At 64.6% G+C, this 441-nt stretch carries 1 protein-coding gene; it reads left to right on the top strand.

All coding sequences use genetic code 11. The features are described 5' to 3' along the window. On the top strand, positions 1 to 441 hold a 441-nt coding region (locus HX773_RS25670; protein ID WP_176973834.1), incomplete at both ends, for an NUDIX domain-containing protein.

A 441-nucleotide genomic window follows, 5' to 3' on the forward strand; every position in this document is an offset into this window, starting at 1 on the left:
CCTGCGCAGCGACGGCACCTGGCAACGGCAGAGCCGCGAGACCTACGACCGGGGCAATGGCGCGACCATCCTGCTGTTCAACCGGGAAAAACAGACCGTGGTGCTGACCCGGCAGCTCCGTTTCCCGGTATTCGTCAACGGCCACGACGGCATGCTGGTGGAAGCCGCCGCCGGTCTGCTGGAAAACGCCTCGCCCGAGGACCGCATCCGCGCCGAAGCCGAGGAAGAAACCGGCTACCGAGTACAGAACGTACAGAAGATCTTCGAGGCCTTCATGAGCCCCGGCTCAGTGACCGAGAAGCTGCATTTCTTCCTCGGCGAATACGATGGCGCCAGCAAGGTCAGCCACGGTGGCGGCCTGGAGGCCGAAGGCGAGGACCTGGAGGTACTGGAACTGTCCCTGGACGACGCACTGCAAGCCGTGCGCAGGGGCGAGATCGT

Origin of the sequence: Pantoea sp. B9002 (assembly GCF_013385945.1) — a bacterium.
Lineage (GTDB): Bacteria > Pseudomonadota > Gammaproteobacteria > Enterobacterales > Enterobacteriaceae > Pantoea.